Source organism: Paenibacillus gansuensis, assembly GCF_042684925.1.
Taxonomy (GTDB): Bacteria; Bacillota; Bacilli; order Paenibacillales; family DY6; genus Paenibacillus_N; species Paenibacillus_N gansuensis.
In genome coordinates this window covers 410255-425653 of the sequence record NZ_JBHUME010000007.1, presented here as the reverse complement: position 1 = coordinate 425653, position 15399 = coordinate 410255, and the positions used below count along the sequence as shown (strand labels likewise).

Annotated in this window: 14 protein-coding genes and 1 other annotated feature; of the genes, 1 reads left to right on the top strand and 13 read right to left on the bottom strand. The window is 50.7% G+C overall.

The window, feature by feature from the left end:
- Nucleotides 1-162: 162 nt before the first annotated feature.
- The 9 genes from ACFSUF_RS09675 to ACFSUF_RS09635 form a co-directional block, all read right to left on the bottom strand.
- Nucleotides 163-684, bottom strand: a complete 522-nt coding sequence (locus ACFSUF_RS09675; protein WP_377602433.1) for a Ger(x)C family spore germination C-terminal domain-containing protein — start codon at nt 682-684, stop codon at nt 163-165.
- Entirely contained in the window at nt 662-1819 is a 1158-nt protein-coding gene (locus ACFSUF_RS09670; protein ID WP_377602432.1) for a GerAB/ArcD/ProY family transporter, read from the bottom strand. Before ACFSUF_RS09670 ends, ACFSUF_RS09675 begins: the two co-directional genes overlap by 23 nt.
- Complete coding sequence (locus ACFSUF_RS09665; RefSeq protein ID WP_377602430.1) at nt 1809-2996, bottom strand: spore germination protein; 1188 nt, start codon at nt 2994-2996, stop codon at nt 1809-1811. The genes ACFSUF_RS09670 and ACFSUF_RS09665 overlap by 11 nt, the downstream gene beginning before the upstream one ends.
- Nucleotides 2997-3004: 8 nt before the next feature.
- On the bottom strand, nt 3005-3340 hold the full coding sequence (locus ACFSUF_RS09660; RefSeq protein WP_377602428.1) for a hypothetical protein: 336 nt from the start codon (nt 3338-3340) through the stop codon (nt 3005-3007).
- A 153-nt stretch (nt 3341-3493) separates the two neighbouring features.
- Nucleotides 3494-4414 (bottom strand): prenyltransferase, encoded by a 921-nt coding sequence (locus ACFSUF_RS09655; protein ID WP_377602426.1) that lies wholly within the window; start codon nt 4412-4414, stop codon nt 3494-3496.
- A 218-nt stretch (nt 4415-4632) separates the two neighbouring features.
- Nucleotides 4633-5637: a YsnF/AvaK domain-containing protein gene (locus ACFSUF_RS09650; RefSeq protein WP_377602425.1), complete on the bottom strand. Its 1005-nt coding sequence runs from the start codon at nt 5635-5637 to the stop codon at nt 4633-4635.
- Nucleotides 5638-5807: 170 nt separating this feature from the next.
- Nucleotides 5808-8288 (bottom strand): DNA internalization-related competence protein ComEC/Rec2, encoded by a 2481-nt coding sequence (locus ACFSUF_RS09645; RefSeq protein ID WP_377602423.1) that lies wholly within the window; start codon nt 8286-8288, stop codon nt 5808-5810.
- 101 nt (nt 8289-8389) lie between these two features.
- Nucleotides 8390-8917: a deoxycytidylate deaminase gene (locus tag ACFSUF_RS09640; protein ID WP_377602422.1), complete on the bottom strand. Its 528-nt coding sequence runs from the start codon at nt 8915-8917 to the stop codon at nt 8390-8392.
- A gap of 106 nt (nt 8918-9023) precedes the next feature.
- A complete protein-coding gene (locus tag ACFSUF_RS09635) occupies nt 9024-9482 on the bottom strand; it encodes a ComEA family DNA-binding protein (protein WP_377602420.1) in 459 nt (152 codons plus the stop codon).
- 146 nt (nt 9483-9628) lie between these two features.
- Between ACFSUF_RS09635 and comER the strand changes: the two genes are divergently transcribed.
- On the top strand, nt 9629-10456 hold the full coding sequence (comER, locus tag ACFSUF_RS09630) for a late competence protein ComER (RefSeq protein WP_377602418.1): 828 nt from the start codon (nt 9629-9631) through the stop codon (nt 10454-10456).
- Between the two features lie 49 nt (nt 10457-10505).
- Here the strand turns inward: comER and leuS are convergent, their stop codons facing one another.
- The 4 genes from leuS to rsfS all read right to left on the bottom strand — a co-directional run bounded on the left by leuS (nt 10506) and on the right by rsfS (nt 15389).
- Entirely contained in the window at nt 10506-12938 is a 2433-nt protein-coding gene (leuS, locus tag ACFSUF_RS09625; protein WP_377602416.1) for a leucine--tRNA ligase, read from the bottom strand.
- 88 nt (nt 12939-13026) lie between these two features.
- Nucleotides 13027-13270, bottom strand: a binding site (T-box leader).
- Nucleotides 13271-13324: 54 nt separating this feature from the next.
- Nucleotides 13325-14113, bottom strand: coding sequence for a class I SAM-dependent DNA methyltransferase (locus ACFSUF_RS09620; protein WP_377602414.1), 789 nt, complete (start codon nt 14111-14113; stop codon nt 13325-13327).
- A gap of 32 nt (nt 14114-14145) precedes the next feature.
- Nucleotides 14146-15045: a CvfB family protein gene (locus ACFSUF_RS09615; protein WP_377602412.1), complete on the bottom strand. Its 900-nt coding sequence runs from the start codon at nt 15043-15045 to the stop codon at nt 14146-14148.
- On the bottom strand, nt 15042-15389 hold the full coding sequence (gene rsfS / locus ACFSUF_RS09610; RefSeq protein WP_377602410.1) for a ribosome silencing factor: 348 nt from the start codon (nt 15387-15389) through the stop codon (nt 15042-15044). Before rsfS ends, ACFSUF_RS09615 begins: the two co-directional genes overlap by 4 nt.
- Between the last annotated feature and the right edge of the window lie 10 nt (nt 15390-15399).

Sequence of the window (15399 nt, the reverse complement as noted above, 5' to 3'; positions counted from 1 at the left end):
TTGCACTAGTAATAATAACCATAAGTTCTGTATTTTCAGTTAACATTCTATGTCCGGTTTAGACCGCACATGTTACTAGAATAGCAAATATAGGTATTGAAGTATATATGACATCATTTCCTGTACACAAGACAAAAAGCCGCCCTGCGGCGGCTGTCCAAGTTAATCGACCTCTCCTGTACGGACAATCTTGGATTTGATGCTTACTTTGAATTTGGATTCGGGATAGAGCTCTCTCCACGTTTCTCTGGTCAGATGCGACCGGTATACCTCTTTCCGGTAGATCTCCCCGAATCCGATGGGGTCGCTATTCATACGTGTCAGTTTTTGGAGAAGCTTATGTGCCTGATTTTCCAGTACCCGGTTGATCTCGGCCTCGATAGCATGGACCGATTCCGGTCTTCCGAAGCTCATTTGTTCCGACGTCTCGAGAAGCAGACCCTTCAAGCGGACTTCTACCGCAAATGTAAGAGGGTTCCGGCTGACAAGCTTTCTTGAGACCGAGCTGTTAATATTGTCTATTACTATGCGCACATACTTGACATTCACCGGACGCAGGCCGGGAATTTGTTCTTTCAACCTGTCCGTTTCAAGGGATAGCTCTATACTCCCTGACTTGTAGCGGTTTCGAATCAGCTTCAAAATGAACGTTTCCATCGGGTTATTTGACTGTTTCCGCTTCATCACTGGTTTCCTCCTTTCCATCCTTGCTTTTCATACGAAGGAGAACAAGGCCGAACAGGAAGAGCGGATACAGATAAACCGTATACAGAGAGAGCGTTGCGAACAGATCGTTGATTTTATCCATCTGGACTCTCGTTTCAATTCGGGTGCTGACCAGCCATACTACCGCGAAGAACACGACAACGGCGTACTTTTGCTTCCATTGAAACACCTGCTTCAACCCCCTGGTAGCCGTCCACCCGAACAAGAGCAGGTTCCCCATGATGACCATCAGCCACAAACTTACTCCCAGGTACTCGAACCGCTCAAGAAAAGGAATTTGGATAATTTTCAGCATGGTGAACGTGGCCCAGGCATTTTTAAAGATTTGTCCTCCGCTGAAAAATACTAAGGATACAGCCATCACCAGAAAGTAAAAGACGTTAACCGACATGATGCCGAGCTGTGCATATTTGTGAACCTTCTGTTTATCCCTCACAAACGGGTACAGGTAATACAGAATTTCAAATCCGACGAGGCTGAAAGACATTCGCACGGCCCCAAGCATCAAATGCTGCGGATCCGCTTCGGCAACAGGAAAAAGGTGGTCCCAATCCGCATACACAAGCGGGAAGTATAATAGGATGACCATCCACACGGATAAGCACACGAAAACGAAACTTGCCCCAACGATGGTTTTCAAGCCGCCGTGAATTCCGTAAACGGCTAAACTCGCAAAAATCAGTCCCAACATCCAGGCATCGGAGTACGGGAACAGCCAAATTTGAACCATTTCCACATAATTGCGGAGTACCACGATACAGGCATAAAGGTAATAAAAAACGACCAGGAGGTTTAGGCACCTGCCCAACCATTTCCCATATACGGCATCATGTATTCCGTATAAATCTCTATCCCCGGCCCGGTGCAGTGTCATCACTATGATCCACGCAAGCAAATGTACATATAATCCCGCCAGTATCACGCTGATCCAGGCATCATGACCGGCCGAACGGTATATGATTCTCTGAAAGCCGGGCAGGCCGACTCCGATTTGGGCGTCATGAATAATAAAGATCAGCAAATAGGCGCTGAAGAGAAAAGGCTTTGCAGAAGGAGGCCGATGCGCTTGATCTGCCGCTGGCTCAGTATTCATCTATGTCGCCTCCCTTGCCTTGGTTTCCTGACACGGCCGGCTCAGAGAAGGATGCCCGATTCGGAAACATCCGGTATGGAAGCCGGAAAAAAGCATCTTTCCGGTCCTGCCGCCGGGGAGCTTCCAACGGATAAAAATAAGGATATCCGCTGCTTGTCAGGCGCAGCAAATGAAGAATCATCAGAACGGCACCGACAGCAATACCCAGCGCTCCCATAATACCGCTAAGCACAATCAGCGGGAAGCGGAGCATCCGGATCGTATTTGCCATTTGAAACACAGGTGTAGTAAAGGAAGACAATGCCCCTAAAGCGACGATAATAATCAGAATATTGCTCGTGAAGCCGGCTTGAACGGCTGCTTGGCCTATGACGATACCGCCTACGATGCCCATGGTTTGGCCTACTTTGCTGGGCAGCCTGGCCCCGGCCTCGCTGAGCAGTTGAATGACCAGTTCCAGCAGCAGCGCTTCAAACAAGGGCGGAAAAGGAACCCGGGCCCGGGACTGCGCCAAAGGAACGAGAAAAGCCTGAGGTATGGTCTCATAATGGAAGGTTAGAGCAGCGACATACGTCGCCGTGCCGAACATGGAAATCACAAGAGCGAACACCCGAAGCAATCGGATAAACGTCCCTGTATTCCATCGGAAATAGTAATCTTCTATGGATTTGAAGAAATCAAAGAACGTACTCGGGGCAATGACAGCAAAAGGGCTTCCCGATAAAATCAAAACTACCTTTCCCTCCAGTAAAGGAAATATAGCGTGATCCAGACGTTCCGTCGTGATGAAAGTCGGGAACATCGCGGCGGGCTGATCTTCCAGCCATTGGCTCAGAATAGATCCGTCAAGCAGTACCTCAACGTTCAACGAATCCAGTTTTTCTTTTATTCGCTCCACCAGTTCGGGGACTGTCCGGTTTTCTATGTAGAACAGATTGATCGAGGATTTGATTTCTTTCCCGATCTGAATGGACTCTTGTTTGAGAGAGGTAGCAGGAAGGTAGGTATGTATTAATGCAGAGTTCGTAGCTAAATTTTCAGTAAACGCAAGCTGGGGCCCCAGAATCTGGCTTTCTACTTCCGGTTTGGTAACAGCCCTTTCCTTAGGGGCAAATGTATTGATCAGGAGGCCTTTTTCATACCCGTTTACGTGAATATAGGTCCAACCGGTTAGCAAGTGCTCTTTTACATTGTCCGCATCTGCAGCTTCCTTTCCTTTACTTCCCCAACCGGAATGTTCTGCAGAAGTTTATACGGTGTCACCTCATCTTGCAGGGAAATGAGCGGTTCAAGCACTTTTTCCATCAGCATCCGGTTTTGAATCAAGTTTTTCAAATAAAAGATGCCAAAGCGCTGCAGCTGCTCCAGTTCCCTGAACGCAAAATCAGGACTGCCTTGAAACATTCCCTTTATGCATGTTTTCGTTTCCTCTAACTCGGAACTCAGTTTGCAAACCGGTTTGGATTGCTTTTCATCGTCTTTCTGAGACTTCGGTTTGCGGTTCTTGCTCGATATAAACAACGGACTTCACCACCCTGTTCCCTTTGGCATATCATGCCCCGTATCCGCTTATCACATGTAACTTTTGGCTGAAACAGCTTTCGCGGGCAATACAAAAAGCCCTCCGCGGCATTACCGCAGAGAGCTGGAAGATCGGTAAAAAGGATATTTATTTTAGGATAGCCAGGCTTGAATTAATAATGCAGCCATCATAATGGCACCGCATTGCATAGCCGCATCCAAAGCGCCTTTCATCAAAGGAAGATAAGCTTCGGAGGGGTTTACCGGCTGAAGGCCTTTGTATTTGTTCAGGAACGGCACTGCTGTAATCATGGCAGCCAAGGCATACCATGGAAGAGCCCCGAGCAATACACCGATCAGGAGCGTTATATAAGCGCTATATACGAGAATCAATGAAAAACGCAGGGCACGGGATTCCCCCCATACTACAACCAGAGTCCGCTTCCCCGCTTTTTCGTCCGCTCTCCAATGAAGGAAGTGATGATTAAATAAAATCAGTGTAGTTAAAATCCCAATCGGGCACGAAATCAGGAACGTATCCCAAGTCACGCCGCCGGTTTGCACAAAATAACTCCCCATCACCGGTATTGCCCCGAAAGCCAGGAAAATACCGATCTCGCTATAGCCTTTTCCGCGATAACCGAACTTGATCGGCGGAGCCACATAGAAATACGCAATGAGCGCACCGGCAACTGCAAACAGCAATACTTCGATCCCGCTGACAGCGGCAAGCCAAATGCCCGAAACTAATGCAATATAGAACATCGCCCAAGTATAAAAGGCAAATTTCTTCTCGCTGTAAATTCCTTGTGTCAGAAATCCTGAGTTGGTGGAGATGGCCGAAGCCGTTTCCTTCGCTGTATCGTCCACTCCGTTCCGGAAATCCCATAGATCGTTCACCATATTCGAAAACAAATGAGCGGCAGCAGCACCGATCAGCGTGATAAGAAGCAGCAGGGGGTGAAATTCGCCGGTCGTCTTGTAGGCACTGGCAGCGCCAAGAAGTACGGGGACCAGGATGACAGGTATTACATAGAACCGGGATGCCCGCAGGAATAATCTTACTTGTTCCATGATGTAGAAACGCCTCCTTCTATAATCAATGTATCCATTCATGCCAAAACAAGCCTTAGAAGATATCTCCTAAGCCTGCAGACTTTGTGAAAAAATACTCAATGTTTATTGTAACACTATTTATTTACATCGCCTATCAATATTTTTCATGGAAACTATGGATCACGCAAAAAGCTGCTTACCCCAATTTCTGAGGTAAGCAGCTCTTTATGAATCCGTTATCTGCGGTTGCGTCCGCTAAGGACTTCTTCGCCTTCCACAATGGCATTCCCCGAGCGGTCCAGGTCTGCTTTCTCTTTGCGAAGGGTTTCACTTACATGCTTCGTATCTTCAACGGTGCGTTTGCCTAAGGTTACCTCTTCGGTGACGACAGGCTTCTTCGTTACCTCCACCCGCTCTTCACTGACCGGAATGCGGATCGTCTCCCCCTCTGTGAAGGAAGCTGTGTCAGCATCTCTTCCGGAGACCGGGTTCCGTTCAATGACAACTTCTTCCCGTTTCACGGGCACGTCCACCGTTTGTCTCTCCTCAATTACTTCTTTATGAAGGCGAACTTCGCCGGTTTGAACCTTTTCTTTATCCACTTCAAGCCGTTCCTCGTGGAGCGTGATATGGCCCTGGTCCCGATCTGTATAACTTTTCCCGGTGTTGTTATATGCTGCTTTATTCCTGTCAAGCAGCTCTGTATCCGAGGTGCCATAGGTGTTCATTCTAGCCTGATCCGATCCGTACATATCGGAATTTATGGACCCGTGTGCCCGGAAAATATCGTACACCCGGCTGCCCCTATTGTTATCGTCATCAACCATGACCAGTATATGTTCATCATCTACGTAGTTGTTATACCGTTCAGCTTCGTCTTCCGGAATGCCCAGTCCGACTAGACCGCCCACGAGACTGCCCGCACCTGCTCCGACCGCCGCCCCTGTCAAAGTAGCAGCAATCGGCCCTGCCGCAAGAATGGGCCCGACGCCCGGAATAGCTAATAATCCGATACCTGCAAGAAGGCCGGTAAGACCGCCGACGACACCGCCTGTAGCCGCACCGGCCGCGATGCCTTCAGGAGCTTTCGTTCCCGTTTCGGTGCTGATCGTATTCATGTCCTCTTTGTTTCGGGAAATGACGGAAATGTCATCCGAGCGGTAGCCGAGTTGCTTCAGTTCCTCAATGGCGCTGATGGCTGCCTGTTCTGTTTTGAATACACCTACAATATGGTTGTTCATTGTTCTCATCCTCCTTGGGTTTGGTTTCTATGCTGGTGCAATGTTCAGGAATCGTATGGAACACTAGGTACTTAACCCCGCAAACAGTCATATAAACGGGAACCCCGCATTAGAAAAGCTTCATTTTCAAAAGGCTCCGCGCAGTGTAAAACAATCTGTTTGGCATCAATCTACTCCTCTCCCTCATTAAGCTTCGTACGTACGCTCAACCCGTCAGGTGATACTTTAAATTGAACCTCCCCCATCTGATCCGTCCTAAGCACATAAGTATGGGATTGTTGGAGACGTTCCAGCAGCTCCTTTGCCGGGTGGCCGTAAAAATTATCCACTCCGGCGGATATGACCGAAGACTTCGGCTTCCAATAGCGCAAAAATTCCTCAGATGTAGAATTCTTGCTTCCGTGATGTCCTGCTTTGAGGACGTCCAGCCCGGAGCCCTGAAATGTCTGGAATCCTTCAGAAGGTTGCTTCTTCAGCTGTTCCAGCATTGTTTGCTCGGCTTCGAAGCCGGCATCGCCCGTGAACAGGAAGGTGCTTTGATGCATGCGCATAAGGAATATGACGGAAAGTTCATTTTGCTCCGGTTCTATGGGAACCGCTTGGTTTAGGCGCGGCGCTTCGGCAGGCGAGAGAAATTGGAGTTGGGTATGTGCGTCGACTGTAAGCCGATTACCGAAAGATGCGGGTAGAAGCGGAATATGTTTGTGCCGAAACGTTTGAAACAATGCATAAGCATCTTTGTTGTCCTTTAACGTACCGTTAAATATGACATGCTTAACCGGTATTTCCTCGGCCACAGCCTGCAGACCGCCGATATGGTCCTGGTCTCCATGGGAAATGATCAGGTAATCGATGGCATGTACACCGCGTTGTTTCAACAATGGAACAACCAGCTTCCTTCCAACCTCGTAAGGATCTCTCCGCTGCCTCCATTCTTCTCCCGGTTTGGTGAAATTCAACGTACCGCCCCCGTCTACAAGCATTATGCGGCCTTCCGGTGTGCGGATCAGAATACAATCTCCCTGGCCGACATCGAGGACCTGCACCAAACCTGCAGTTGAAAAACGGTCGGGGACATAACCATATCCGAGCAGTATGCAGAACAGGGAGGCCGCCACAAGGAATGCTGTTCCTTTGCGTTTGAGAAACGTTGGAATTCCAGCAGCCAGCAAAGCGAACAGGATGTAATATGCTGCAATCCAGCGGATATCCGGCTTCGCCCATATGCTGGACATGATGGAGTATCGGCTAAGCTTATCCACAAACCAAAAAGCCCCGGCATTCAGCCACTCCACCAAGGAAGCGACTCTGATTCCCAGCCCTGTATGTAACGTTCCGATCAGTAAGGCAATGGTTCCTGCGGGCAAAATCAAAAAACTCATAAATGGAACGAGAATGAAATTAGCGGCGAAAGAAAGCAGCGAAAACTGATGAAAGTAGAAAATGGTCAGCGGGAAAGAAATGCATTGTGCAACAAAAGTGACCGACAGCGCTGTTTTCAAGGCGGGCGATTGCAGGGGAATCCGCTCTGCGGTGCGCGAGACAAACAGGATCAACCCTGCTGTAACTATAAAAGACAGCTGGAAACTTACATTCAGCAGATAATATGGGTTCCAAATGAGCATTAACAATGCCGCGGCGCAGATAATGTGGAGCCCGTCTTTAAGCACGTGATGACGGGCGGCATACAAGGCGATCATCGCCATGATGCCGGAGCGGATGGCGGAAGGAGAAGCCCCTGTGAGCAGGACATACAGCGGAACAAGGCATAATGTGATGATCAGTTTTTTCTCCCTTATAAAACCCAACAGCCGCAGCAGCCAAGTGCAGGAACCGACAAAAACGGCTACATGCAGCCCGCTGATCGCGAGGATATGGGTTAAGCCCAGCTTCGAAAACCTGCGGAATTGCTCCGGATCCATATCGTCTGTAATTCCCAGCAGCATGCTTTTCATAAAGCCGGACTGAGAATCTGTAAAAATGGCGTCCAACACTCCGCCCAGTTTGTACCTGGCCAGATCGTTCCACCTCATTAGCACCAGGAACGGGCTTGCCGCCCCCGGTTTCACCTCTGCGGCCGCTCCTTCCGCCTGCAGCTTCCAATTCACCTTTTGAAGTCTCATATAAGCTTCATAATCAAAACCTCCAAAATTGCGGGCTTTTCCAAAGCTACGGAGCGCGCCGGACATCTTGATCCCATCTCCGCGCCTCCACTTCTCTATCTTGCTTATCTCTTCTTCTTCCTTTAAGCGAATATAGAACTGGATCGTTTCCGTAACATGGAGTGCCCGGGAAGACGATTTCAGTGCAACGTAATTCGTCCTTACTAAAAATACAACTTTATCCCCGTCCCGCTGTGGAGGACTGGCGATAGTTCCTGCCACCGACACCTCTGCCTCCTCATTGATTCCCGCCCCCCTAATAGAGGTACTGTTGCGGCTGTCCACAGCTTCCGTATACCCCGCTGCGGCGGCGAAACCGAGCAAGCAGACGATGGCTTGGTTTCCCGTCATTCTCCCGCTGTGCCGCAGCAGAGGAATCATCAACGCGAGCCCCGCCGCGGGAACAGCATGCTCCCAGCCGGACAGCGACAACGCGGACCAGCAGCCTATAATCCAGGCTGCGGTGAAGTAGACGAGCGGCCTTTTCATTGCAAACCTCCTCACTGTAATTATGAAAACAAAAACACCCCTTCCCACCCTATGGATGGGAAGAGGTGCTTCCTCTTCTACCAGCAAACGCAGCTATTTATTCAGGATTGAAGGGAAGTGCCCGGCGGCGGTGCGAATCCTTCCATCCGGCGGAATATGATTCCGCGCTGGCGCATCATTTCCTTCACTTTCTCGCTATCTTTCAAGTAAGGCCGGTCATACACCACTTCCGTAACGCCGCTGTTGGCAAGAAGGTTGGCACATGTCCAGCATGGCTGGTCTGTAACGTACACGGTTGACCCCTCCCGGTCGCTCCGGTCCGTAAACAACAGCAGATTTTGCTCGGCATGGATCGTGCGTACGCAGCGTTCTTTCTTCACAAGTTCCTGCTGTCCGTCCACAACTCTCATCTCGTACTCTTCCACAAGCATACAACCTGCTTCCGAACAGTCGTCCACCCCCATAGGTGCGCCGTTATATGCTGTTCCCAGCAGCTTCTTCCCTTGTACCAGCACAGCTCCTACATGCCTTCGCGGACATTGAGACCGGGTAGACGCCATATAGGCAATATCCATAAAATACGTATCCCAGTCTTTCCTGACAGACGCTCCAGCCACGTTAACAGTCATTACCGTTCCCCTCCCACTCTTCCTATGTCCCCGCTCCATGAGCGGTACCTCTTGTCCTTATTTTACCTTGTTCCTGCTGTCTTGTCTGCACATGCAGCCGGTTCCCTTATTCCAGCGAAATTCTGTCCCGGATGTTTTGAAAAAGTTTCGGTCCGACTCCCTTAACCTTGTCGATCTGTTCTAAGCTGGTAAAGGCACCATGTTCCTCCCGATAGTCAACAATAGCCTGAGCTTTGCTGGGTCCGATTCCCGGAAGCTTATCCAGTTCGGCAGCTGTAGCGGTATTTACATTGATTCTGCCGTTCTCGGGCCGGAGTGATGAAGCCTCTTTAGGCTGCTGCGGAACAACCGGCTTCCGTTCTTCCACCTTAGGTGCAGTCACGACGGGTTCAACCAATGGATAATTTTCCATAGCGGTCCCTGCTTGTTCCTGCAGATCCATCCATCCTTCAGGCGCCTTCTTTTTCTCTGTAAGCATCATCAGCGTAATCCCGGCCCCGCAGGCAAACAAGACCGTGAAGATCAGCATGCTTTTCATAGTCCAATTCCATGTTCTGCCTATCATGATCAGCACCTTTCTGTGATCTGTTCCAAACAAAAAAATTGCAGACTTGCCCCGTAGTAATGCTTACTGTTACTGCTGCATATAGTTAGTAAAGCGTTCTAGGTTTGCCATGCCATGCCGCAAGGCAGTCTATGGGAGGGGTCAATATGAAAGTCGGTTTTATAGGTACAGGAAGTATGGGGAGCATTCTGATCGAATCCCTGATTCAATCCGGGGCTTTACAACCTGAACATATGATTGCATCGAACCGCACTTTTTCAAAGGTTGAGCTCCTTGAAGCTAAATATCCGGGCTTTCAGGCGGTACAATCGAATGTGCAGGTTGCCGGTGATTCGGACATCCTTTTTTTGTGTGTAAAACCTAAAGAATTTCGTCAAGTAGCCGAGGAAATAAAAGGGGCGGTTTGCGCCGAGCAAATTGTAGTTTCTATCACAAGTCCTGTTCAAATCAAGCAGTTGGAAAGTGTTTTGAAAGGAAAAATAGCTAAAATCATACCAAGTATTACCAACTATGTTTGCAGTGGAGCCACATTATGTATTTATGGGGACCGGATTACACCGGAAGACCAAATCCTGCTGGAGCGTTTGCTGTCCAACATCAGTCTGCCGATTCGAGTTGCTGAGGAATATACGAGGGTGTCTTCCGATTTATCGAGCTGCGGACCGGCGTTTCTGGCTTTTTTCGTACAGAAATTCGTCGATGCCGCAGTCGAACAAACCGGCATACCCCGTGAGGAAGCGGTACGTCTCGCCGCAGAGATGGTGCTCGGCACCGGAAAACTGCTTACGGTCGGAGGCTTCAGCCCGGAGAGTTTGCAAAAAAGAGTCAGCGTCCCCGGCGGAATTACCGAGGAAGCGCTGCATCTGCTTGATGTGAGATTACAAGGTGTATTCAACGAATTGATTGAAACGACCCATAGTAAATTTTTTGAAGATGTCGACAAGGTCGAAGCCCAATTTTATGCGCCGAAATAGACCTCTTGATGTGTTCAGCAAAGCCTTGTATGTTATAGCTGGATTCCGATTAGCCGACTACAATATTTACTAATTTGCCTTTTACAGCAATTACTTTGCGGACGGATTTACCGGACATCGCTTCTTTCACTTTGTCGGATTCCATTGCTGCAGCCTGCATATCCGCTTCGCTGAGATCCGCGGCAATTTGAAGACGCTCTACGATCTTGCCGTTTACCTGCACGACGATTTCCACTTCATTTTCCACCGTCCAAGCCTCATCATAAACTGGCCATGGAGCGTAAGTGACCGACTCCTGATGCCCCAGCTTCTCCCAAAGCTCTTCTGCCAAGTGAGGGGCCAGCGGCGACAGCATCTGAACGAAATCTTTCGCTGCCTGAACCGGGATCGTCTCTGCTTTATAGGCGTCGTTGACAAAGATCATCAGTTGGCTGATCGCCGTATTAAAGCGGAGGTTCTCGAAGTCCTCGGTAATCTTCTTGATCGTTTTGTGCCATGTACGCTTGAAGGTATCGGTTCCGCCGTCCTCATTAATTTTCGGATGGATTTGGCCTTCTTCATTGACAAACAGCCGCCAAATCCGGCCCAGGAACCGGTAAGTGCCTTCTACACCATTGGTATTCCATGGCTTAGTCGCTTCCAACGGCCCCATGAACATCTCGTAAACCCGAAGCGTATCGGCCCCGAACTGGTTTACGATTTCGTCCGGATTGATTACGTTTCCGCGGGATTTGCTCATTTTCTCATTGTTATCGCCCAAAATCATACCTTGGTTGACCAGCTTGTGGAACGGCTCTTTGGTATCTACGACACCAAGATCATACAGCACTTTGTGCCAGAACCGCGCATACAACAAGTGAAGAACCGCATGTTCCGCTCCGCCGATGTACAGGTCAACCGGCAGCCATTGCTGCTGCTTATCCTGCGAGCAGAGTTCCTTATCGTTATGCGGATCGATAAAGCGCAGGTAATACCAGCAGCTTCCCGCCCATTGCGGCATGGTGTTCGTTTCGCGCTTCGCCTTCATGCCCGTTTCCGGGTCAATCGTATTCACCCATTCGGTCACATTAGCTAGCGGGGATTCACCAGTGCCCGAAGGTTTAATTTCGTTCGTCTCCGGCAGCATGACAGGAAGCTGATCGACAGGGACAGGCTTCATCGTACCGTCTTCCAGGTGCAGGATCGGAATCGGTTCTCCCCAATACCGCTGACGGCTGAACAGCCAGTCTCTTAGACGGTAGGTTACTTTCCCTTGTCCTTTGCCGTTCTCCTCAAGCCAATCGATCATCCGTGCCATCGCTTCCTCATTGGAAAGCCCGTTCAGGAAACCGGAATTGACATGCGCTCCGGAACCTGCATAGGCTTCCTTCTGCACATCTCCGCCTTCTACCACTTCGATGATCTGCAGGTCGAACTGTTTGGCAAATTCCCAGTCGCGCTGGTCATGCCCCGGAACGGCCATAATCGCTCCAGTACCGTACCCGGCCAGTACGTAATCCGCAATCCAGATCGGCAGTTTCTCACCGTTGGCAGGGTTTACTGCGTAAGCTCCAGTGAATACCCCAGTCTTCTCCTTCGCCAAATCAGTACGTTCTAAATCCGATTTACGGGCAGCCTGCTCCTGATATCCCTTCACTGCTTCACGCTGTGCATCCGTTGTGATCTTAGCCACAAGCTCATGCTCTGGAGCAAGTACACAATACGTCGCGCCAAACAGCGTATCCGGACGGGTAGTGAATACAGCAAGCTGAGACCCGCTGTGCCCCTCAATATCGAAAGCAACCTCCGCGCCCTTGGATTTGCCGATCCAGTTGCGCTGCATATCCTTAATGCTCTCCGACCAATCCAGTTCCTCCAGATCTTCCAGCAGCCGCTCTGCGTAAGCTGTAATCTTCAGGATCCACTGGCGCATCGGTTTGCGGATGACAGGATGCCCGCCGCGCTCACTCTTCCCGTCAATGACTTCCTCGTTCGCCAGCACGGTTCCAAGCGCCGGACACCAGTTTACAGGCACTTCCGCTACATAAGCCAAGCCCATGTTATACAGCTGGATAAAAATCCATTGCGTCCACTTATAGTAAGCGGGATCCGTCGTACTGATCTCCCGGTCCCAATCATAAGAGAAACCGAGCGATTTGATCTGGCGGCGGAAGTTATCGATGTTCTTAACGGTAAATTCATTCGGATGGTTCCCGGTATTCAATGCATATTGCTCCGCCGGCAGTCCGAAGGCATCCCAGCCCATAGGGTGCAGCACATTATAGCCTCGCATCCGCTTATAACGGGATACGATATCGGTAGCCGTATACCCTTCCGGGTGACCTACGTGCAGCCCGTCACCGGACGGATAGGGAAACATGTCCAGCGCATAAAACTTCGGCTTCTCCGCGTTCTCCAGCACTTTGAAAGTCTTGTTCTCATCCCAGTACCGCTGCCATTTCGGCTCAACCGTCTGAGGGTTATATCCTTGTTCTTTCTCCATAAAAGAATCCTCCTTTGTGCATAACAATACATCCGTAATTTCCTCGAAGCGGATATCAACAAAAAAACCTCTCGTCCCTAGCGAAATCGCTAGGGACGAGAGGTTGAATTCCCGTGGTACCACCCTAGTTAGCAGCAAGTATACTTTACCTCTGCTCACTCTGCCCCTTAACGCGGGTGAAACGTCGCGGCTTACCCCTTATGAATATCGATCATACGGTTCGGCCGCAAGGCTCCGAGGCGAGTTCACTGATTCCATCCGGCGGTTTGCACCAAAGCCCGCCTCTCTGAAGGTATGGAATGAAAGTTACTGCTCCTCATCACTGCCTGTATTGTTAAACAATTACTTCAAATTATATGTAATGGGATCTGTCCGTGTCAAGCTTCCTATTTCACCGCGGCGAAAAACACACGTTCCGAGTCTTCTCCGGGGGGATCAAATGTAAAGTCCGCGCTCACCCGGACATCCCTGAAGCCTGCTTCAAGCAGCCTCGCTTTCAGCCACTCCGGCTCATATGCCCGCTGCGTATGAATTTCGTCGATCCTGCGGAAGCTTGCGGGATCTTCCGGATCCGCTGCAAAGATCGTCAGATCATGCTCAATCTGCATCCGATCTTCGTGATAATCGCAGTACCACAGGTACGCTACGTCCTCCAGGTTCAATGTGAAGGGCTGGTTCTCATAATAGCGGACCAACTGGTTCGGATGGTGCACATCGAAAAGGAATAAGCCGCCCTCCCGCAAACCTTCGCAGGTTCTTTGGAATGTTTGTAAGATGTCGCTTTCTTCAAGCAAATAATTCAGGCAGTCACAGAAAGAAATGACCGCATCCGTTTTACCCGCCAGTTCCCATTCGCGCATATCCTGTTGAATCCATTGAACCGCGGACGGTGACGCACCGGCCTCATCCTGCCTGCGCCGAGCCACGGAGAGCATTTCTTCCGAAAGGTCGATGCCTGTAATCGAATAGCCTTTCTCCGCGAGAGGGAGTGTTACGCTCCCCGTACCGCAGCCCAGGTCCACCAGAGAGGCGGACGGGCTTCCCTTCCCGCAGGAAGGGAATAATTGCCCTTCGGAGTGAAGGCGGAAACATTCTTCGGCAAACCTTACCCATTCCGGGTAAGGCATATCTTCCATCAGCCGGTCGTATACAAAGGCGAAAGAACCGTATGACATCGATGAATGCCCCTTTCTTGCATCGGCATGGCTTATTGCTGCCCGCCGGGTTCTTCTTTCTTTAAATAAGTCCAGCTTCCTTCCTGATAGACCAGGCCTTCCTTCATTAGCTTGCCGAGAGCACGCTTGAAGGCGGATTTGCTGATGCCGAACCGCTGTGTGATCAAGTCGGCAGCCGTCTCGTCGGAGTATGGCATGCCGCCGTTAGGCCGCTCTTTAATGAACGCCAGCAGCCGCTCGGCGTCTTCATCCCTGCCAACTTCTTTCGGCTGCTTCATGGACAGGTTCACGCGCCCGTCTTCGCGCACGAACGCTACCCGCACCTTCACGCGTTCGCCCAGGCGCGGCAGTCCGACACGCTCGGAAGAATGAATCATTCCGATCGCCCCAAAGCCAAGCACGCCGCCGTCCACCAGCACGAAGGTGCCCATCTGGAGAGGCTTGTACACCCAGCCCTCCATCCATTGGCCCTTCCACGAAGTCGGCGCGTGGAAGCAGCGCTCGATGAGCGCTTCCTCGCCTGCGAGCCGGGCGAGCAGGCGCCCTTGTTTGTCGTGTCCCATCTCGACAAACACGCGGTCCCCGATGGCCGGGCGAAGCTCAGGCAGCTCCGGAAGCTGCCGGTTCGGCAGCAGCAGCTGGCGGCCCAGGCCCATCTCGAGGAAACAGCCGAGCCGCGGATGGATATCCGCGACTTCGAGCAGCGCCATCTCGCCGAGCGTAAGCAGCGGCCGGCGCATCGTAGCGGCAAGGCGGTCATCCGTATCGTGGAAGATAAACACTTCCACACGGCCGCCCACCTTCACAGGCTTCTTCTGGGTTTCCGCGTAGGCGAGAAGCACGTCCTCTTCGCCGTCCGTAAGGAAGTACCCGAACGGCGACACTTCGCGGTCTACCGTTAATTCAACAATCGTTCCTGCCGTCAAACTCATCCGATTTCAACCACTTTCGCATCGGACCATAGACGCTCGATGTTGTAATATTCCCGCTCATCGCGGTGGAACACATGGACAACGACATCGCCTAAATCGATCAGCACCCAGCGGGCCGTATCAACGCCCTCTACACCTTTAATCGTCACGCCAAGCGCATCCGCTTGTTTCTTGATCTCCGTCGTAATCGCATTCACTTGCGTGTCGGAGTTCCCGTGGCAGATGACAAAATAATCGGCGACCAGAGAAATTCCCTGCAGATTCAAAGCCACCACGTTCATGGCCTTTTTATCTTCAGCGGCATTCACGACCGCTTCCAGCAGCTGTTCTGAAGTTGCTACCATCCAATACCCT